The organism is Kribbella sp. NBC_00359 (genome assembly GCF_036097425.1).
Classification (GTDB): Bacteria; Actinomycetota; Actinomycetes; order Propionibacteriales; family Kribbellaceae; genus Kribbella.
Genome location: NZ_CP107975.1, coordinates 2,461,986 through 2,479,466 on the forward strand (window position 1 = coordinate 2,461,986; position 17,481 = coordinate 2,479,466).

The 17,481-nt window shown below is 68.5% G+C and carries 18 protein-coding genes, 1 tRNA gene and 1 pseudogene; 7 read left to right on the forward strand and 13 right to left on the reverse strand.

Features of this window, described 5'->3' with window-relative positions; all coding sequences use genetic code 11:
- The first annotated feature begins 3 nt into the window (after positions 1–3).
- The 4 genes and pseudogenes from sigJ to OG876_RS12100 all read left to right on the forward strand — a co-directional run bounded on the left by sigJ (position 4) and on the right by OG876_RS12100 (position 2,947).
- A complete protein-coding gene (gene sigJ, locus OG876_RS12085; RefSeq protein ID WP_328524908.1) occupies positions 4–948 on the forward strand; it encodes an RNA polymerase sigma factor SigJ in 945 nt (314 codons plus the stop codon).
- Positions 949–1,041: 93 nt separating this feature from the next.
- Positions 1,042–1,743: pseudogene (locus OG876_RS44005) on the forward strand (NAD(P)/FAD-dependent oxidoreductase); the annotation flags it as partial.
- A gap of 73 nt (positions 1,744–1,816) precedes the next feature.
- Entirely contained in the window at positions 1,817–2,212 is a 396-nt protein-coding gene (locus OG876_RS12095) for a hypothetical protein (RefSeq protein ID WP_328524910.1), read from the forward strand.
- Between the two features lie 54 nt (positions 2,213–2,266).
- On the forward strand, positions 2,267–2,947 hold the full coding sequence (locus OG876_RS12100) for a pyridoxamine 5'-phosphate oxidase family protein (protein WP_328524911.1): 681 nt from the start codon (positions 2,267–2,269) through the stop codon (positions 2,945–2,947).
- Here OG876_RS12100 and OG876_RS12105 read toward each other — a convergent pair.
- The 5 genes from OG876_RS12105 to OG876_RS12125 form a co-directional block, all read right to left on the reverse strand.
- Positions 2,944–3,735 carry an ABC transporter permease gene (locus OG876_RS12105; protein WP_328524912.1) on the reverse strand — a complete coding sequence of 264 codons (792 nt, stop codon included), beginning with the start codon at positions 3,733–3,735 and terminating at the stop codon, positions 2,944–2,946. The two genes, OG876_RS12100 and OG876_RS12105, sit on opposite strands and share 4 nt — an antisense overlap.
- The gene (locus tag OG876_RS12110; RefSeq protein ID WP_328524913.1) at positions 3,732–4,691 is read right to left on the reverse strand and encodes an ATP-binding cassette domain-containing protein; all 960 of its coding nucleotides are present in this window, start codon (positions 4,689–4,691) and stop codon (positions 3,732–3,734) included. Before OG876_RS12110 ends, OG876_RS12105 begins: the two co-directional genes overlap by 4 nt.
- 137 nt (positions 4,692–4,828) lie before the next feature.
- Positions 4,829–5,353 carry an EXLDI protein gene (locus OG876_RS12115; RefSeq protein ID WP_328524914.1) on the reverse strand — a complete coding sequence of 175 codons (525 nt, stop codon included), beginning with the start codon at positions 5,351–5,353 and terminating at the stop codon, positions 4,829–4,831.
- Between the two features lie 80 nt (positions 5,354–5,433).
- A complete protein-coding gene (locus OG876_RS12120) occupies positions 5,434–6,042 on the reverse strand; it encodes a hypothetical protein (protein WP_328524915.1) in 609 nt (202 codons plus the stop codon).
- A 295-nt stretch (positions 6,043–6,337) separates the two neighbouring features.
- Positions 6,338–6,598 (reverse strand): cell division protein CrgA, encoded by a 261-nt coding sequence (locus OG876_RS12125; protein ID WP_328524916.1) that lies wholly within the window; start codon positions 6,596–6,598, stop codon positions 6,338–6,340.
- A gap of 99 nt (positions 6,599–6,697) precedes the next feature.
- Between OG876_RS12125 and OG876_RS12130 the strand changes: the two genes are divergently transcribed.
- Together OG876_RS12130 and OG876_RS12135 are read left to right on the forward strand one after the other, a co-directional pair.
- Positions 6,698–7,468, forward strand: a complete 771-nt coding sequence (locus OG876_RS12130; protein ID WP_328524917.1) for a DUF881 domain-containing protein — start codon at positions 6,698–6,700, stop codon at positions 7,466–7,468.
- Positions 7,469–7,485: 17 nt separating this feature from the next.
- The gene (locus OG876_RS12135) at positions 7,486–8,103 is read left to right on the forward strand and encodes an aminodeoxychorismate/anthranilate synthase component II (protein ID WP_328524918.1); all 618 of its coding nucleotides are present in this window, start codon (positions 7,486–7,488) and stop codon (positions 8,101–8,103) included.
- Between the two features lie 75 nt (positions 8,104–8,178).
- Here OG876_RS12135 and OG876_RS12140 read toward each other — a convergent pair whose 3' ends face one another.
- From OG876_RS12140 to OG876_RS12175, 8 genes are all read right to left on the reverse strand, one after another.
- Complete coding sequence (locus tag OG876_RS12140; protein ID WP_328522496.1) at positions 8,179–9,033, reverse strand: IS3 family transposase; 855 nt, start codon at positions 9,031–9,033, stop codon at positions 8,179–8,181.
- Positions 9,030–9,437, reverse strand: a complete 408-nt coding sequence (locus OG876_RS12145; RefSeq protein ID WP_328522495.1) for a helix-turn-helix domain-containing protein — start codon at positions 9,435–9,437, stop codon at positions 9,030–9,032. The genes OG876_RS12140 and OG876_RS12145 overlap by 4 nt, the downstream gene beginning before the upstream one ends.
- A gap of 176 nt (positions 9,438–9,613) precedes the next feature.
- A complete protein-coding gene (gene pknB, locus OG876_RS12150) occupies positions 9,614–11,458 on the reverse strand; it encodes a Stk1 family PASTA domain-containing Ser/Thr kinase (protein WP_328524919.1) in 1,845 nt (614 codons plus the stop codon).
- A 114-nt stretch (positions 11,459–11,572) separates the two neighbouring features.
- Positions 11,573–13,024, reverse strand: a complete 1,452-nt coding sequence (locus OG876_RS12155; protein WP_328524920.1) for a peptidoglycan D,D-transpeptidase FtsI family protein — start codon at positions 13,022–13,024, stop codon at positions 11,573–11,575.
- Positions 13,021–14,418, reverse strand: coding sequence for an FtsW/RodA/SpoVE family cell cycle protein (locus tag OG876_RS12160; protein ID WP_328524921.1), 1,398 nt, complete (start codon positions 14,416–14,418; stop codon positions 13,021–13,023). Before OG876_RS12160 ends, OG876_RS12155 begins: the two co-directional genes overlap by 4 nt.
- The gene (locus tag OG876_RS12165) at positions 14,415–15,800 is read right to left on the reverse strand and encodes a PP2C family protein-serine/threonine phosphatase (protein WP_328524922.1); all 1,386 of its coding nucleotides are present in this window, start codon (positions 15,798–15,800) and stop codon (positions 14,415–14,417) included. The genes OG876_RS12160 and OG876_RS12165 overlap by 4 nt, the downstream gene beginning before the upstream one ends.
- A 10-nt stretch (positions 15,801–15,810) precedes the next feature.
- Positions 15,811–16,293, reverse strand: coding sequence for an FHA domain-containing protein FhaB/FipA (locus tag OG876_RS12170; protein WP_328524923.1), 483 nt, complete (start codon positions 16,291–16,293; stop codon positions 15,811–15,813).
- A gap of 10 nt (positions 16,294–16,303) precedes the next feature.
- Positions 16,304–17,134 (reverse strand): DUF3662 and FHA domain-containing protein, encoded by an 831-nt coding sequence (locus OG876_RS12175; protein ID WP_328524924.1) that lies wholly within the window; start codon positions 17,132–17,134, stop codon positions 16,304–16,306.
- Positions 17,135–17,304: 170 nt separating this feature from the next.
- Between OG876_RS12175 and OG876_RS12180 the strand changes: the two genes are divergently transcribed.
- Positions 17,305–17,391, forward strand: a tRNA-Leu gene (locus OG876_RS12180).
- The last annotated feature ends 90 nt before the right edge of the window (positions 17,392–17,481 follow it).

Consider the following 17,481-nt stretch of genomic DNA (forward strand, 5'->3'; position numbering starts at 1 on the left):
AGCATGGCCCTGACCGCGGCGGACATCGACCGGTTCGAGGCGTCTCGGCATCGTCTCGAGGCCATCGCGTATCGCCTGCTCGGCTCCGCCGGCGAGGCCGAGGACGCGGTCCAGGAGACGTTCCTGCGTTGGCAGGCCGCCGACCTCGAGCGCATCGAGGTCCCCGAGGCCTGGCTGACGAAGGTGCTCACCAACCTCTGCCTCAACCAGCTCGCCTCGGCCCGGGCGCGGCGCGAGACCTACGTGGGTCAGTGGCTTCCCGAGCCGTTGCTCGCCGGGGACCCGATGCTCGGCCCGGCCGACACCGCTGAGCAACGTGAGTCGATCTCGTACGCCGTACTGACCTTGATGGAGCGCCTGTCCCCGAACGAGCGGGCCGTCTATGTACTGCGCGAGGCCTTCGAGTACCCGCACCGGGAGATCGCCGAGATCCTCGACGTCACCGAGGCCGCCAGCCAGCAGACCTATCGCCGGGCCAAGCAGCACATCGCGGATGGCAAGGCCCGCACCGAGGTCGATGCGACCGTCGCCCGGCGGATCGTCGAGGAGTTCCTCGCGGCCGCCACCAGCGGCCGGACCGAGCCGCTCACGCGGCTGCTCACCGCGGACGCGATCTCGATCGGCGACGGCGGCGGGAAGGTCCCGGCTCGCGCGACGGCGACCGAGGGCGCGCTCGCGGTCGCGCGCTTCCTGCGCGGCGTGTTCAAGCCCGCCGAGGCCAAGCGCGTCTGGCTCGGCGGTACGCCGGAGGTCTACGCCTGGACCGCCAACGGCGACCCCGCGGTCGTGGTGGTGGTGAACGGCGAGGTCGTCGGCGTGATGTGTCTGGAGATCACCGCCGACGGCATCGCCGCGTTCCTCAGCCAGGCCAACCCGGACAAGCTGGCCCGCGCCACCGAGCGGTTCGCGGCCGCCGACCACGGGGAGCCGTTGTTCGAGGCCTTCTGACCACGCTGTGAGGTGCTTCACAGCGCGTTCCTGTCAGGAAACGGCGGGCTGCCCGGTTCAAGGGGCGAACCCGCAGCAGACAGGAGTACGGATATGCAGCACCGCATCATCGTCCTCGGAGCCGGCTACTCCGGAGCGATCGCCGCCGGGCGGCTCGCCAAGCGGCTGCACCGCGAGGAGGTCGCCATCACCCTCGTCAACGCCGAACCCGATTTCGTGGAGCGGGTCCGCATGCACCAGTTGGCGACCGGCCAGCACCTCAAGCCCCGGCCGCTCAGTGAGATGTTCGCGGGCACCGGCGTCGTACTGAAGCTCGCGACGGTCACCGGGGTCGACGTGGATCGCAAGATCGTCACCGTCGACAGCGCCGAGGAGCTTGAGTACGACACCCTCGTCTACGCACTCGGCAGCGGCTGGGACGCCCAAGGCGTCCCCGGCACCGCAGAGCACGCGTACGAACTCGCCAGCCGCCCCGGCGCTCTTCGGTTGCGTGAGCGCCTGACCCAGCTGGATGCCGGGCAGACAGTGACCGTCGTCGGCGGTGGACTGACCGGGCTGGAGGCCGCGACCGAGATCGCCGACGCGCGCCCGGACCTCGACATCGCCCTCGCCGTCCGTGGCGGCCTCGGCGACTGGCTCTCGCCCAAGGGCCGCCGGCACCTCCGGACGGTCGTCGGCAAGCTCGGCATCACCGTGCACGAGCGCGCGGCCGTGACCGGCGTCGACGCCGACCGCGTCACCACCGCCGACGGTACGACGATCCCGGCCGCGGTCACCGTATGGACCGCCGGCTTCGCAGTCCACCCGATCGTGGCCGCGACCGCCCTCGAGGTCACCGACACCGGCCGGATCGTGGGTCGACGGGACGATGCGCTCGGTCTCGCACCCCGACGTGTACGCCATCGGCGACGCGGCCTTCGCGATGGGCGCGAAGAACAAGCCGCTGCGGATGTCGTGCGCCTCCGGGCAGCCGATGGCGTGGCAGGCCGCCGACTCCATCGCAGCGCGGCTGACCGGCGGGAAGCTTCCGCACGCGCCGCTCTTCTACTTCAACCAGTGCATCTCGCTGGGCCGCACGGAGGGCCTGATCCAGTACGTGACCACCGACGACCGCGCCGTCAACGCGGCCCTGACCGGACGGTTCGCCGCCGTCTACAAGGAACTGATCTGCAAAGGCGCCGCCTGGCACGTCGCCAATCCGATGCTCGGAATGCCGACCCGGCGCCGCCACATCGCCGTCGGTATGCACGAATGGACTACCTGATTCGAGCCGGAATGGACCGTGCCACCATGCCACTCGCGGCGCGAGTCTGGTTGCATGACCACTACGCCGCTCCAGCCGACCGCCCGCACTTCCCTGCGACGCTCGAAGGAACGCGCCGCAACCGATCGCCAGGTCCTGTACGACGTTCTGCTCGACGGCATGTTCTGCCACCTGGGTGTCGTGGTCGACGGCGATCCCTTGGTGCTACCAACGGCGTACGGCGTGGATCTCGAGCGTGGACCCGACGGGACGCTGTACCTGCACGGCTCCGTCGCGGCGCGCAGTGTGGTCGCGGCGCCGGAGCAGACCGTCTGTGTGACCGTCACGCACGCGGACGGCCTGGTGCTGGCCCGGTCGGCGTTCCACCACTCGGTGAACTACCGCTCGGCGGTCGTCTTCGGCGTACCGCGGCTGATCACCGACCCCGACGAGAAACTGCACGGCCTCAACCGGATCGTCGACCACCTGGTGCCGGGCCGGTCGTCCGCCACCCGCCCGCCGAACCGCAAGGAACTGGCGAAGACCTCAGTCCTCGCCCTGTCGCTGACCGAGGCCTCCGTGAAGACCCGCTCCGGCCCCGCCAACGACGAGGAGCAGGACCTCGACCTGCCCTACTGGACAGGCGTGATCCCGCTCCACGTCGTGGCCGGCGTACCCGAGAACAACCCCGACTGCGACCTGCTGGTGCCCGCACACATCCGCACCCGCGCGAACCTGCTCGGTGCACCTTCCTAAGCGACCGTCCCCTTGTTGTAGCTCTTCTGGGCCCAGAAGTAGCCGACCAGGGCGATCGCGACGCACCAGGCGAGGGCGAGCCAGCCGGTGCCGTTCTCGACCGGGGCGCCGAGCAGCAGGTGCCGCAAGGTGTCGATGATCGGGGTGAACGGCTGGTACTCCGCGAACCAGCGGATGCCGCTCGGCATCGACTCCAGCGGGATGAAGGTGTTGCTCAGGAAGGGCAGCAGCAGGCTGATCGGCAGGACGATGTTGCTCGCCCCCTCCGCGGTCTTGCTCTTCAGGCCCAGCGCGATCGCGAACCAGGTGAGGGCGAAGGTCAGCGCCACCAGCAGTCCGATCGCCAGCAGCCAATCGGTGACCGAGGCATTCGGCCGGAACCCGATCAGGACGGCGAAGCCGACCACCAGGGCCAGGCTGACGGTCGTCACGATCACGTTGCCCAGCACATGCCCGGCCAGCACGGCGGGCCGGAAGATCGCCATCGTCCGGAACCTCGCGACGATGCCCTCGGTCACGTCCATGGCAGCGCCGACCGCGGGCGACATGGTCCCCGACGCGATGGACATCAACAGAATGCCCGGGGTGAGGAAGTCGATGTAGGCGAAGCCGCTCGCCCCGCCGAGGCCGGCCGAGAAGGTGTCGCCGAAGACGAGGCCGAACAGCAGCAACATGATGACCGGCATCCCGAGGGCGCCGAGGGACAGGCCGGGGTAGCGCTGGGCGTGCCGCAGGTTGCGGCGCAGCATCGTGGCGGTGTCTGCCAGCTGGTAGGACGCGGTGCTCATTTGCTCGTCACTTTCTCGTCGGTGTTCTCGTGAGCGGTGGGTTGACCGGTGACGGCGAAGAACACGTCGTCCAGGTCGGGGGTGTGGACAGTGAGCTCGTCCACCTCGAGGGAGGCGTCGTCCATCCGGGCCAGCAGGGCGCGCAGCGCGTGCACGCTGCCGTCGTTCGGCACCTGCAGGACCAGGGACTCGTGGTTCGGCACCGCGGTGGGCAGCACCTGACCGGCCAGTGTGAAGGCCTCCGGCGACGTGAACCGCAACCGGATGTGCCCACCGGGCACGAGCCGCTTCAGCTGCTCCGGAGTGCCCTGGGCAACCAATCGGCCATGGTCCAGTACGGCGATCTGATCCGCGAGCTGATCGGCTTCCTCCAGGATCTGCGTGGTCAGGAAGACCGTGACGCCGCCGGCGACCAGTTCCCGGATCAGCTGCCACATGCTGTGCCGGCTGCGCGGGTCGAGGCCGGTGGTCGGCTCGTCCAGGAAGATGATCCGCGGGTCGCCGACCAGCGTCATCGCCAGGTCGAGCCGGCGCTTCATACCGCCGGAGTACGTCATCGCCGTCTTCGGGCCGGCCTCGACCAGGTCGAACCGCTCCAGCAGTTCGTCCGCCCGGCGGCGCGCCTCGCGGCGGCCGAGGTGGTACAGGTCGGCCATCATGATCAGGTTCTCCCGGCCGGTGAGCAGACCGTCGACCGCGGAGAACTGGCCGGTGACGCCGATCGCGGCGCGGACCGCCTCGGGTTCGGCGTGCAGGTCGTGGCCGGCCACCCGGATCTCGCCGGCGTCGGCGGTGATCAGGGTGGACAGGATCTGCACCGCGGTGGTCTTGCCGGCGCCGTTCGGGCCGAGCAGGGAAAAGATGGTGCCTTCGGCAACGTTCAGGTCGATGCCGTCGAGCACGAGTTTCTCGCCGTACGACTTGCGCAGTCCACGGACGTCGATCGCTGCTGACATGATTTCTTCCTCGGATGTTTTCGGGCAGGGTGAACCTGACCCAGGTGGCTGAAGGGTCTTCGGGAGGAGATTCAGGGCGCACTGATCCAGCCGGCCGGCCGGACAGGCCCCGGATCAGGTGTGTTCAGTTGGGGGGACTAGATGTCGAGGTCCTCCACCGCGGGTTGGCCGGCGGCTTCCTCGACCAGTTCATAGAGGTCCTCGGGGACCAGCTCGCGCAGTTCCTCGATGGTGTCGACGACGTACAGCGTCGCCTCGCCCTGGGCCATGCTCCAGGACTGGTCACTGCTCCAGTTGCCGACCCAGGAGCGCCATCCGGACAGGTACCGCTCGTCGTCGGCGCCGACGATGTACTGGTTGCGGCGGTCAGCGTGTAGCGCGAACTTGCCGGTCCGGGTCCGGTAGACCTTGAAGGCCTCGTACCCCGACTTGCTGGCGCGGCCGCCCTCGGCGAGCAGTACGCCGGAGAACCGTTGCTTGCGGCCGGCGCCCCGGCCCACCCGCACGGTGATCTCGTCGTACCCCTCGAGCCGCCCTTCCTCCAGCTCGACGTACTTGCGCAGCGCGATCGAGATCGCCGAGGACAGGTTCCCGGCCAGCTCCTGCGCCCGCTTGTACAGCGGCAGGTCGTCGTCCGACACGTAGATCGTCTTGTTGGGCATCCTTGACTCCTCCTACGTAGAACTATACGCAGAAGGCTACGCAGATGTCTACATATATCTCTACGTAGAGGTTGATCAGCTCAGCTCGGCGAGTAGAACCAGGGCTGCTTCAGGTCGAAGAACTCCGGCGGCCCGGCCGCGAGTGAGTTCAGCTCGTCCATCTGCGCCTTGAGCTTCTCCGGCGGCTCCTTCTGCTCGCCCTCCCGGGCGTCTGCCTCGGAGGTGAAGTACATCGCCATCGTGTAGTCGCCGCCGCCGTACATCGCGGCGACGCTGGCGACGACGTCGGGGCGGAAGGCGGCCCACTCCTCGGGGTCCGCGGCCATCAGCTCGCGAGCCCGCTCCGGGTTGCTGCCCTGTCCCTGCATCACCTGGACGAAACCGGCCGTGTCGGGCTCGCCCTGCACGTCGAGCATCACGTCCTCGGTGTCGTGGAAGGTGGCGTCGCCGGTGAGGACCGACGAGAACTCGTGCCACCACTTGTCCTGCGCCGGCGACTCGCTGTTGCGCCGCGCGGCGTCGGCGGAGTCGAAGCGCGCCAGCGCGATGAGCCGGCCGTCTTCGGTGACGCCGGCGGTGGTCCCCAGCCAGCCGGTCGCCTCGGGTGCGAGCTCTTCCATCCACCGATCGAACGCGGCGTGCGCCTGCTCGGCGTCCGTGACCTGTCCCTGAATGACCTGAACGAACATGGTGCGACCCTCCCTGTGTCCCCCAGGTCGCTGCGGTCACTTCGAAGCTACGCCTGCGGCTGCACCTCGTCGACGCCCGCTGTCCCGATCGCCGGCTCGTGGCCCGCGCCGGGACGTGTGGAAACTGACCGGCTCAAACCTCAGTTATCCACAGATTGGGGCGAGTTCTCGGCAGATGTGGTGGAGAACTCGGGGATCAGGTGGGGATAACTTCGCGAAAATGGTGTGCACAGCTGGGGATACGGGTGTGGATAACTCCACCGCTGTGATTCTCAGCCGTGCACCCGGGCCGGGGTCAGACCCACTGGGTCGAGACGACAAAGCCGACGGCGATCAGGCCCATGCCGACCAGCAGGTTCCAGTTGCCGAGCTTGTCCATCACCGGGATGTCCTGGCCGGCCACGTAGAAGACGACCAGCCAGGCGAGACCGAGCAGCCAGCAGGCCAGCATCAGCGGCGCCACCCACGCGCGACTGGTGGTGCGCGGCTTCTTGGGGGTCTTCTCCGCCTTGACCTTCTCGGTCTTCTTCTTGTTGCGACTGCTCGACTCGGGCACGACTGAACTCCTTGTAAGGACGCATAAGCTGACCGCTGAGGACCTGTGCGGGTCCGGTCCCGGGTTAGCGTAGTGCAGAGAGGAACACGGAGATCACGGGTGCGTAGGTTGAGGCGTATTTCGCTGTGGCGGGTGGGGGCGCCGCTGGCGCTGCTGTGCGCCGGTCTGCTGTTCGCGACCAGCGCCACCAACGCCCGGGGCACCGACCTGCGGCCCAGTCGCAACACTACGCTCGCCGGGCTCGTGGAGGAACAGAGCCGGCGCAGCGCGACGCTCGTCCGCCAGCACGCGGCGCTGACCCACGACATCGAGACCCTGCAGGCGCAGCAGGGATCGATCGACCCGAAGCTGGCCAAGCAGCTCGACGATCTGTCCGAGCAGGTGGGGACGAGGCCGGTCACCGGGCCCGGACTCACCGTCACTCTCCAGGACGCACCGCCCGAGGTGGTCAAGGAGAACCCCGACGTGGACGAGAACTGGCTGGTCATCCACCAGCAGGACATCCAAGCCGTGGTGAACGCACTCTGGGCCGGCGGCGCCGAGGCCATGTCGATCCAGAACCAGCGGGTCATCTCCACCACCGGGATCAAGTGCGTCGGCAACTCCGTCGTCCTGCATGGTGTCCCGTACCTGCCGCCGTACAAGATCACCGCGATCGGCGACCGGCGGAAGCTGCAGCAGGCGCTGGACGATTCGCAGTACATCGAGAACCTGCAGGACTACGTGGTGAAGTTCCAGCTCGGGTACGAGGTGAAGAACGAGTCGTCGATCCAGATGCCGGCGTACGAAGGCACGCTGGACCTGCAGAGCGCGACCGTCCCCGGCTTCGAGCACACTCCCTCGGCCAGCCCCACGACCACCGGTCGTTAGCTGTCACAATGGTCCGCATGCTGCGGATCCTTGTCGTCGACAACTACGACTCCTTCGTCTACAACCTGGTTCAGTACCTGCAGCAGTTGCAGGCCGACACCACCGTGCTGCGCAACGACGAGGTCACCCCTGACCAGGTCTCCGAGTACGACGGCGTCCTGCTGTCCCCCGGCCCGGGTACGCCGGAAGAGGCCGGCGCGTGCGTGGACATCGTGAAGGAGAAGGGCGGCGAGGTCCCGATCTTCGGCGTCTGCCTCGGCCTGCAGGCGATCGGCGTCGCGTACGGCGGTGTCGTCGGGCGCGCGGACGAGTTGCTGCACGGGAAGACCAGCCAGGTGTTCCACGAGGGCGCCGGTGTGCTCGCCGGACTCCCGTCGCCGTTCACCGCGACCCGGTACCACTCGCTCGCGATCGCGCAGGACACCGTGCCCGACGAGTTGCAGGTGACCGCCCGGACCGAGGCCGGCGTGATCATGGCGGCCCGGCACCGCGACCGCCCGGTCGAGGGCGTGCAGTTCCACCCCGAGTCGGTGCTGACCGAGGGCGGCCACCGGATGCTGGCCAACTGGCTGGCCATCTGCGGCGACCCCGACGCGGTCGCCCGCTCCGCCGGTCTGGCCCCGATCGTCAGCTGACCGCAACGAAGAGCCCCCCGCGGATTGAACTGGTCCCCGAAAGTTGGACTGGTTAAGTAAGAGGTTGAGGGGTTTCTAGGCAACGAGGGCTTGGGCCCGGTATTGCACCGGGCTCAGGCCCTCGAGTCGTGTGGAGACGCGGTGGTTGTTGTACCAGGTGATGTAGTCGTGGAGCGCGGTGACGAGTGCTGTGGTGTCGGTGTAGATGGTGTGGTGGAAGAGTTCTTCTTTGAGGTGTCCGAAGAAGTTCTCGATGACTGCGTTGTCGAGGCAGTTGCCTTTGCGGGACATCGACTGGATCGCGCCGGCGGTGGCTAGCTGTGCTCGCCAGGAGGCGTGCTGGTACTGGAATCCTTGATCGGAGTGAACCAGGGGCGCCTGGCCGGGTTTGAGAGTGGCGAGGGCGTCGCGCAGTGAGTTGTTGGTCAGGGCCAGGTTCGGTGAGTGGTCGATCGCGTAGGCGATGATCTGCCGGTCGAACAGGTCCATTACCGGCGACAGGTAGATCTTGTGGTTGCTGATGCTGAACTCGGTGACGTCGGTGACCCATTTCTGGTTCGGGGCGGTCGCGGTGAAGTCGCGGGCCAGCAGGTTCGGGGCGGTCTTGCCGGCCTCGCCTCGGTAGGCGTTGTACCGGCGGCGCCGCCGTACCGGGCATTCGAGCCCGAGTTGGCGCATCAGCTTCAGGACGGTCTTCTTGGCCACCCGCCATCCTTGCCCGGCCAGTACGGCGTGGACGCGCCGGTGCCCGTAGCGGCGCTGAGCTGTGTGGAACGCGGTCGTGATCGCGGTCTTCAAGTCAGCCTGTGGGTCCGGTCGAGCCAGGCGGGCGCGGTGGTAGAAGAACGTGGACCGGGCCAGACCCGCGGCTTGCAGCAGCGCGTCGAGACGGTGTTCTGCCTTGAGGGAGATGACGGCCTCGACCTTCATTGCCGTGGTTGTTCCCTCAAGGCCCGCAATTTTCCCAGGTAGGCGTTCTCTGCCCGCAACCGCTCGTTCTCCCGGCGAAGCTGCTCCAACTCCGACTCCGGGCCCGCCGCCGCGTCCGGATCCCTGGGCCGCCTGCCCTTCGGCTTGGGCCGCAACCCACCAGCACCCTCACGCCGATACGTCCGCACCCACGTCTGCACCAACTGCGGCGATGACAGCTCGAGCTCGGCCGCCAACTCCGTCGCCGGCTCACCAGCCACGAACCGCTCCACCACGGCCAGCTTGAACTCGAACGAGTACGACCGCTTCGTCGGCCTGCTCACCAACGCTCCTCTGCCCCAGATCTGCCAGCGCCGATACAACAGCTTCACCGGCCAGAGCGCCACACCCAGCAGCCTCGCCACCGAGCGATACCCCCGGCCCCCCTCGAACCACGCTACCGCCCGTTCACGCTGCTCCACGGACAAAGAACTACGTCGATCCAAAACGAACACTCCCCAGGAGTCGGAACTGATTTCTCGGTCCAACTACCGGGGAGCGGTTCAGATCCCCGCGGGGGGCTCTGTCGTGTGTAGGGCGGTCAGCCGCCGATGATCGGTGGGTTCGAGTCGGTCGGCGTGCTCGACGGGGTGTCGGTCGGCTGGCTCGGCGGCGGCGTGTTCTGCGGCAGGTTGTTGATCGTCAGCGTGATCAGGGTGCCCTTCGGCGCCTTGGTGCCGGCCTTCACGCTCTGCTGGAGCACCGTCTGATCGGGAGCGTTCGGGTCGACGCCGGACGCGTAGCCGACCCGGAAGCCGAGTTGCTTCAGCGTGGCGGCCGCGTCGTCCTGCACCTGGGTGACGACGCTCGGGACCTCCACCTGCTCCTTGCCGCTGGACACCGTCAGGGTGAACACCTGGCCGCTCGGGTACTGCCCGTTGGGGTCCGGGCTGACCGCGAGGACGGTGCCTTCCTTCTCCGCACTGTCCTGCTTGATCGTCTCGTCCTTGACCTTGAAGTTCCCGGCGGTGCCTTCCAGCGTCTTGCGGGCCGAGTTCTCCGACTTGCCGATCACATCCGGCACCGGGAACGCGCTCCGCCCGGACGAGAAGACCACGGTGACCGTCGAACCCTGCTCGGCCTCGGTCCCCGCTTGCGGGGTCTGCCGGATCGCCGATCCGCGGCCGACCGTGTCGCTGGTCTCCGCCGGTCCCACTGCGAGCTTCAGGCCCTTCGCGCTGAGCAACGTGGTCGCGTCGGCCACCGACTGGCCCGTCACGTCCGGTACGGCGACCTTCGCGGGCGGCGTGTTGGTCGCCGTACCGCTGCCCTTGTTGTCGTTGCTGAGGTTGGTGAACAGGGCGTAGCCGCCGACCGCGAGCGCGACGATCGCCAGGCCGAGCAGGAAGTAGGCGAGTCCGCGGTTGCGCCGGGACCGGGAGTCCAGATCGTCGAGGTCGTCGCCATCCGGGGGCAGCAGGTCGTCGCCCGCACCCTGCCGGTACGCCTGGGTCGCGGCCGGCGCGACGGCGGTCGGGGCCATCGCCCGGGTCTCCGACATCGCGGCCACCGGCGCCATCGGCGCGGTCACCTGCTGGCCGGCCAGCACCCGGTGGATGTCCTGGCGCATCTCCGACGCGCTCTGGTAGCGCTCCTCGCGGCTCTTCGCCAGCGCCTTCAGGACGACGGCGTCGACCTCCGGCGGGATGTCCGGGTCGAACGACGACGGCGGCAGCGGCTGCTCCCGGACGTGCTGGTAGGCCACCGAGACCGGCGACTCACCGACGAACGGCGGTCGGCCGGTGAGCAGTTCGTACAACAGGCAGCCGGTCGAGTACAGGTCGGAGCGGGCGTCCACGGTCTCGCCGCGGGCCTGCTCGGGCGACAGGTACTGCGCCGTGCCGATGACGGCCGCGGTCTGGGTCATCGTGGACGAGGTGTCGGCGACCGCGCGGGCGATGCCGAAGTCCATCACCTTGACCTGACCCTGCGGGGTCAGCATCACGTTCCCGGGCTTGATGTCGCGGTGCACGATGCCGGCCCGATGGCTGTAGTCGAGCGCCTCGAGCACACCGGAGGTGATCTCCAGGGCGCGCTCCGGCATGATCTTGCGGCCTTCGCGGATCAGGTCCCGCAGCGTCTTGCCGGTGACCAGCTCCATCACGATGTACGGAATGGTGACGCCGGATCCGTTCGGGTCCGGCTCCTCGCCGGTGTCGTAGACCGACACGATGGTCGGGTGGTTCAGCGAGGCGGCCGACTGGGCCTCCCGGCGGAATCTGGCCTGGAAGGTGGCGTCGCTGGCCAGATCGACCCGCAGTCGCTTGATCGCGACGGACCGGCCGAGCCGGTTGTCCACACCCCTGCGGACCTCGGCCATGCCGCCGCGGCCGAGCGGTTCGCCTTCTTCGTATCGGCCGCCGACGAGACGTGCCTGCGATGTCATGACCTCAGCCTTCCAACCTGTCCGGAAACATCCTCAATTTGCCCACGGTAGCGGCCGCCACACGTGGAACCCCGTTGGAAAGACGCCCTGTGACCGCATCATTCCGTATCGTGCTCATTGCCCCAGCACCGCCTCCATCACCTTCTTGGCGATCGGTGCCGCCAAGGTGCCGCCGGCGATGTCGTTGCGGGGGATGTTCGCGTCCTCGATCAGTACCGCCACCGCGACCTTCGGGTCGTTGGCCGGCGCGAACGCGGTGAACCAGGCGAACGGCGGGCGCTCCTTCGACGTCTGCGCCGTACCGGTCTTGCCGGCCACCTGGACGCCGTCGATCCGACCGGGCCGGCCGGTGCCGTTGTTCACCACGTCGACCATCATCGCGGTCAACTGGGCCGCGACGCCCGGACTGATCGCCTGGTGCAGTGACTCCGGCTTGGTCTCCGACACCGTCTTCAGGTCCGCGGTCTTCACGTTCTGGACCAGGTAGGGCTTCATCACCTCGCCCTTGTTCGCGATCCCGGCCGCGACCATCGCCATCTGCAGCGGGGTGGCCCGGACGTCGAACTGCCCGATCGCGGACTGCGCGGTCTGCGGCGGGTTCGGGTCGCCGGGGAACTGGCTGGCCACGCCGGACAACTCGGGCAGCTGCCGCTCGCCGAAGCCGAACTTGGCCGCCTGCTCGCGGAGCACGTCCGGACCGAGGTCCAGGCCGACCGAGCCGAACGCGGTGTTGCAGGAGTACCGCAGGGCGATCGTCAGGGTCGCGTTGTTGCTGCCACCGCAGTTCTTGTTGTCCTCGTTGACCAGCGGGGTGGTGGTCTGCGGCAGCGGCAGCTCGGCCGGCGAGTTCACCTTGGTCTCGGGCGTGTACTTGCCGCTCGACAGCGCCGCGGCCGCGGTGACCAGCTTGAACGTCGAGCCCGGCGGGTACGTCTGCCGGACCGCACGGTTCAGCATCGGCTGCGCCGGGTCCTCGGTGAGCCGCTTCCAGGCCGCGTCCACCTTGGCCAGGTCGTGGCTGGCCAGCTCGTTCGGGTCGTACGACGGCATCGTCGCCATCGCGAGGATCCGGCCGGTCTTCGGCTCGATCGCCACCACCGCGCCGGTCTTCCCGGCGAGTCCGGAGTACGCCGCCTGCTGGGCCGCGGCGTTCAGCGTCAGCGTCACACTGCCGCCCTGCTGGGGGCGGTTGCTGATCACGTCGATGATCCGGCGGAACGCCATCGACGGGTCGGAGCCGTTCAGCTCCGAGTTCTGGCTCAGCTCGATCCCGGACCGGCCGTACTTGTAGGAGTAGAACCCGGTGACGGGCGCGTAGACCTTCCCGGAGGCGTAGGTGCGCTGGAACTTGAACCGGTCGTTCGACGGTTTGCTCTGGGCGACCGGCGTACTCCCGATCAGGATCGGGCCGCGGTTGACCGAGAACTGCGAGTCGCGCACCCGGCGGTTGTCGTTGCGGCCGTTCAGGTCGTTGGCCCGGAAGGCCTGCAGGTACGTCGAGTTCGCCATCAGCGCGAGCATCAGGATGATCGCCGCCACGGCCAGTCGTCGGATCGCTGAGTTCACTGCTTCTGCACCGCCATGGCGATCGTTTCGTCGGACACGGGAGCGGCCGGGGTCTGCGGCCGCCGGGCCTGGTCACTGATCCGCAGCAGCAGCGCGATGATCGCCCAGTTCGCGACCAGCGACGTACCACCCAGGGCCATGAACGGCGTGGCCAGACCGGTCAGCGGGATCAGCCCGGTGACACCGCCGACGATCACGAACACCTGCAGCGCGAACGACATCGCCAGACCGGTCGCCAACAGCTTGCCGAAGACGTCCCGGCAGCCGAGCGCGGTCCGCAGGCCGCGTTCGATGATCAGCGTGTAGATCAGGATGATCGCGATCAGCCCGGTCAGGCCCAGCTCCTCGGCGAACGAGGAGATGATCATGTCGCTGTTCGCGTACAGGGTGATCTCCGGCCGGCCCTGGCCGAGGCCGCGGCCGAGGATGCCGCCCCAGGCCTGACCCATCAGGCCGTTGGCCACCTGACCGCCATCGATCGAGAACGGGTCCAGCCAGTCGGTGATCCGCTTGTGCACGTGGCCGAACGCCACATAGGCGAAGTACGCACCGCCGATGAACAGCAGGCCACCGATGATCAGCCAGCCGGCTCGCTCGGTCGCCACGTACAGGAGGAACAGGAACAGGCCGAAGAACAGAAGGGATGACCCGAGGTCACTCTCGAACACCAGGACGCCCAAGCTGACGAACCAGGCGATCAGGATCGGCCCCAGGTCACGCGCCCGCGGCAGGTCGAGCCCGAGGAACCGGTGCCCGGCCAGTGTCAGCACGTCGCGTTTGACCACCAGATAGCCGGCGAAGAACACGACCAGGCAGATTTTCGCGAACTCACCGGGCTGGAACGACATGCCGGCCAGCCGGATCCAGATCCGGGCGCCGTTCAGGTCGACGCCGAGGCCCGGGATCAGCGGCAGCACGAGCAGCACCAGACCGGCCAGCCCGGCGGTGTAGGTGAAGGCCTGCAGGCGGCGGTGATCTCTGATCACGAGGATCACCACGAGGAACAGCACGACCCCGACCGCGGTCCAGGTGATCTGCTGCGGCGCGGCCGCCGGCTTCGGGGTCCGGCCGTTCGCTTCGGCGACCGCGGCCAGGCCGAGGTCGATGCGGTGGATCATCGCGACACCGAGCCCGTTGAGCAGCACGGCACACGGCAGCAGGACGGGATCGGCGTACGGCGCTCGGTAGCGCAGCGCGAGGTGGGCGATCAGGGCGAGCAGCCCGATGCCGGCGGCGTAGTACCCGGTGCTGGCCGGCACCTTGTCCTGCACGGTGATGCCGATGTTCACGTACGCGGCGACGGAGACGCCGATCGCGATGATGAGCAGGAGCAACTCCACCCCGCGCCGGGTGCGCGGGATGATCTGGATGACCGAGGTCGAGGCGATGCTCATCGAACCCCGTCACAGTCGTCGGGGTCGACCGGTGCACTCGGTGTCGTGGACGGCGTGGTGGACGGATGCGTGGCAGGAATCGTCGCCGGCGGTTTGGGCGGCGTGGACACCGGCGGTTTCGACACCGGCGGCGTGCTCGGCTTGGGCGTCGGGGTCGGCTTCGGCTTGGCACACTCGTCGGCGGTCCGCTGCAACTCGCTGACGATCGTCCGCGCGCCGGCCAGGTTGTCGGCCTGGATGTTGCTCTCCACCTGCTCCCGGCTGTACGTCGGCAGCTTGTCCACCTGCAGTGTCTGCCGCTCGTACACGTTCGACAGCGTCAGTCCCGGGATGTCGGCTTCCACACCCTTGAAGATCGCCACGTAGTCGCCGTCGGTGCCGACGTAGTACTGCTTCTGCGTCCAGCTGTAGGCGAACCAGGCGCCGCCACCGATCAGGCCGAGGACGATGACCAGTACGGCGATCCGCCGCAACCACGGGAAGCGCTTCGGGGGCCGCGGCGCGTACCGCAGCTCTTCCGGGTCGAGCCCGGCGGTGTGACCACCGCCGTCGGAGCCGTCCCCGACGCGTACGCCGATCGTCGGCTCGGCGCGGCCGGTCCCGCCTTGCGCCAGCTCCGCGGCGGCGCCGACGAGCTGTGGTGTGATGCCGCTCGACGGCTCGGTCTCGACCACGTCCGCCACGACACACGTGACGTTGTCGTTGGACCCGGCCTCGAGGGCGTGGGTGATCAGCTCCACCACGACGGAGTCCGGCGTACCGTCGGCCATCGAGGCCGCGATCACCTCGTCGCTCACGTAGTCGGGCAGGCCGTCGCTGCACAGCAGCAGCCGGTCGCCGGCCCGGACGTCGACGATCTCCAGGTCGGGATCGGAGTCCGGCCGGCCGTCCAGCACCCGCAGGATCAGGTTGCGGTGCGGGTGGGTGAAGGCCTCCTCCTGGGAGATCCGGCCCTCGTCGACCAGCGACTGCACGAAGGTGTGGTCGTGGCTCAGCTGATAGAGCACCCCGTCCCGCATCCGGTACGCGCGGGAGTCGCCGAGATGTGCCAGGCCGAGTCGCTGCCCGTCGAACATCAGCGCGGTGACGGTCGAACCCATCCCCTCGCGTTCGGGGTCCTCCTCGACCAGCTCGGACAGCCGCTCGTTCGCCCGGTGCACCGCGCCGGCCAGCGCCTCGATCATGTCGTCGCCGCTGATCTCGTTCGTGTCCAGCCGCCGGATCACCTGGACCGCCGCCGCGCTGGCCACCTCACCGGCCGCCGCACCGCCCATCCCGTCGGCGAGCAGCAGCAGGTGCGGACCGGCGTACGCCGAATCCTCGTTGTTGCGCCGCACTCGTCCGACATCGGACAGTGCTGCGTAGTCGAGCGACAGGGTCATCGAGGCAGGCCTACTTCGCGATGTTCAGCGTCGTCCGGCCGATCCGGATCGAGCCGCCGATCTCGGCCGGCACCGGGCGGGTCACCCGCTGGCCGTCCAGGTACGTGCCGTTGGTGGAGCCGAGGTCCTCGACCCACCACTGCCCCTCGGACTGGAACAGCCGCGCGTGCCGGGTGGAAGAGTAGTCGTCATCCAGCCGGATCTGACAGTCCGAGCCGCGACCGATGATCACCGGCTCGTCGACCAGGGTCGCTCCGACCCCGGCCTGGGGGCCGTCCGCGATCGTCACCGAGCCGGGCAGCCCCTTGCGTTTCTTCACCGGCTTGGTGGTCTTCGGCGTCCGGGTGTTCTGCGGTACGACGGCGGCCGCGGCCCGGCTGTCCACCTTCGCACCGAACAGGTCGGACCTGATCACGGACAGCACCGCGAGGACGAACATCCACAACAGGGCCAGGAACCCCAGTTTGATCAGGGTCAGGGTCAGTTCCGACATGGAGGTTCAGTCACCACCCGCTGCTCGGCGGCTGGGCGATCGGCTCGTCCGCCAGACGCAGCGTCATCGTCGTGTTGCCGATCCGCACGGTCGAGCCGTCGACCAGCTCGGCCTCGGTGCTGCGCCGGCCGTTCACCAGGGTCCCGTTGGTGGAGCCCAGATCGACCAGGACCACCCGGATCCCGCCCGGGCCTTCCGGCATCAGCCGGATCTCCGCGTGCCGCCGGGACACACCGGGGTCGTTGATCTGGATGTCCGCGTCGGTGCCGCGGCCGAGCACGACGCCGGGCGGGTTGACCGGGCGGCGCCGGCCGTTCACCTCGAGCATCACCTGCGGGTGCCCGCGGCGCGGGGGCTGCTGCTGCGGGGGCGGGGTGCTGTGCATGACCGTCTGGCCGTCGCTCGGCGGCACGTAGGGCTCCTGCTGGTAGGGCTGCTGCTCGTAGGCCGGGGGCTGCCGCCGTTGCGGCGTCCCGACCGTGGCACTGACCACCCGGAACTTACCGGTCGGCAGCTCGTCCTGCTGGGTCAGCTCGATCTCGATCGGCCCGGAGAACGTGTACCGCTGGATGTCGGCGTGGTCGCGCAGCTCGTTCGCAAGCTCGGTGTTGAGGGTCCGGCCGTAGGCGTTCAGGCGTTCGAAGTCGCCCGGGCCGAGCTCGATGGTGAAGTGATTCGGCACCAGCCGCCGGTCCCGGGACAGGATCCGCGCGGTGTTGTCGATCTCACGCTTGAGCGCCGCCGCCAGCTCGATCGGCTCGACGTCGCCCTTGAACGCACGCGCGAAGACACCGCTCACAATGCCCTCCAGGCGTCGCTCGAAGCGCTGCAGCGGTCGCACGCCTCCTCCTCCATGTCGGTACGCCAAAAACTCGTCCACCGGTCGAGGCGGACACACCGGGTACGACGATCGATCGTATCGGGAGGTTCGACCTAACCCGCAATGTGAAGCTCCGGCACAACCCGTGCTACTGTTCCTTCCGGTCGCTGAGAGTTCTCGAAGCGCCCAGCGCGCGGGTGGCGGAATAGGCAGACGCGCACGGTTCAGGTCCGTGTGCCCGAAAGGGCGTGGGGGTTCAACTCCCCCCTCGCGCACCAAAAGTCCCGGTCGATGACCGGGACTTTTCGCATTCCCGGGGGTGTGTTCACTCACATGTCGAGTCCGGTGGCCGGACCGGGTCCGGCGCC

Excerpts from the sequence above, each read along its gene's own strand:
- OG876_RS12170 (WP_328524923.1), bottom strand. The coding sequence starts at position 16,293 with ATGTCGGAACTGACCCTGACCCTGATCAAACTGGGGTTCCTGGCCCTG.
- OG876_RS12135 (WP_328524918.1), top strand. The coding sequence starts at position 7,486 with ATGCTGCGGATCCTTGTCGTCGACAACTACGACTCCTTCGTCTACAAC.
- OG876_RS12100 (WP_328524911.1), top strand. The coding sequence starts at position 2,267 with ATGACCACTACGCCGCTCCAGCCGACCGCCCGCACTTCCCTGCGACGC.
- OG876_RS12160 (WP_328524921.1), bottom strand. The coding sequence starts at position 14,418 with ATGAGCATCGCCTCGACCTCGGTCATCCAGATCATCCCGCGCACCCGG.
- OG876_RS12140 (WP_328522496.1), bottom strand. The coding sequence starts at position 9,033 with ATGAAGGTCGAGGCCGTCATCTCCCTCAAGGCAGAACACCGTCTCGAC.
- pknB (WP_328524919.1), bottom strand. The coding sequence starts at position 11,458 with ATGACATCGCAGGCACGTCTCGTCGGCGGCCGATACGAAGAAGGCGAA.
- OG876_RS12120 (WP_328524915.1), bottom strand. The coding sequence starts at position 6,042 with ATGTTCGTTCAGGTCATTCAGGGACAGGTCACGGACGCCGAGCAGGCG.
- OG876_RS12165 (WP_328524922.1), bottom strand. The coding sequence starts at position 15,800 with ATGACCCTGTCGCTCGACTACGCAGCACTGTCCGATGTCGGACGAGTG.
- OG876_RS12105 (WP_328524912.1), bottom strand. The coding sequence starts at position 3,735 with ATGAGCACCGCGTCCTACCAGCTGGCAGACACCGCCACGATGCTGCGC.
- sigJ (WP_328524908.1), top strand. The coding sequence starts at position 4 with ATGGCCCTGACCGCGGCGGACATCGACCGGTTCGAGGCGTCTCGGCAT.
- OG876_RS12095 (WP_328524910.1), top strand. The coding sequence starts at position 1,817 with ATGCGCTCGGTCTCGCACCCCGACGTGTACGCCATCGGCGACGCGGCC.
- OG876_RS12115 (WP_328524914.1), bottom strand. The coding sequence starts at position 5,353 with ATGCCCAACAAGACGATCTACGTGTCGGACGACGACCTGCCGCTGTAC.
- OG876_RS12110 (WP_328524913.1), bottom strand. The coding sequence starts at position 4,691 with ATGTCAGCAGCGATCGACGTCCGTGGACTGCGCAAGTCGTACGGCGAG.